Here is a 307-nt window from a genome sequence, read left to right as displayed (position 1 = left end):
TTTCGTCGAGGACGGCTGTGGCGGTTTATGGACCACCGATACCGGTTCGCCCATCGTCATTCGTGGCAAGGACAAGCTGGCCGAGCACGCGGTGTGGTCGCTGAAATGCTTCCCGGATTGGGAGTGGTACAACATCAAGGTCTTCGAGACCGACGATCCCAACCACTTCTGGGTCGAGTGCGACGGCCACGGCAAGATCCTCTTCCCCGGGTATCCCGAGGGTTACTACGAGAACCACTTCCTGCATTCCTTCGAGCTGGACGACGGCAAGATCAAGCGCAACCGCGAATTCATGAACGTCTTCCAG

The 307-nt window shown here is 58.0% G+C and carries 1 pseudogene; it reads left to right on the top strand.

Annotation, left to right across the window (positions count from 1 at the left end):
- Window positions 1-307 (top strand): annotated as a pseudogene (gene phzB / locus LT948_RS33115) (phenazine biosynthesis protein PhzB); the annotation flags it as partial.

The sequence above is a fragment of the Pseudomonas sp. CP-1 genome (genome assembly GCF_021213715.1).
GTDB classification, from domain to species: Bacteria; Pseudomonadota; Gammaproteobacteria; order Pseudomonadales; family Pseudomonadaceae; genus Pseudomonas; species Pseudomonas aeruginosa.
The sequence above is the reverse complement of the archived record's forward strand: the minus strand, read 5'-3'. Positions and strand labels throughout refer to the sequence as shown.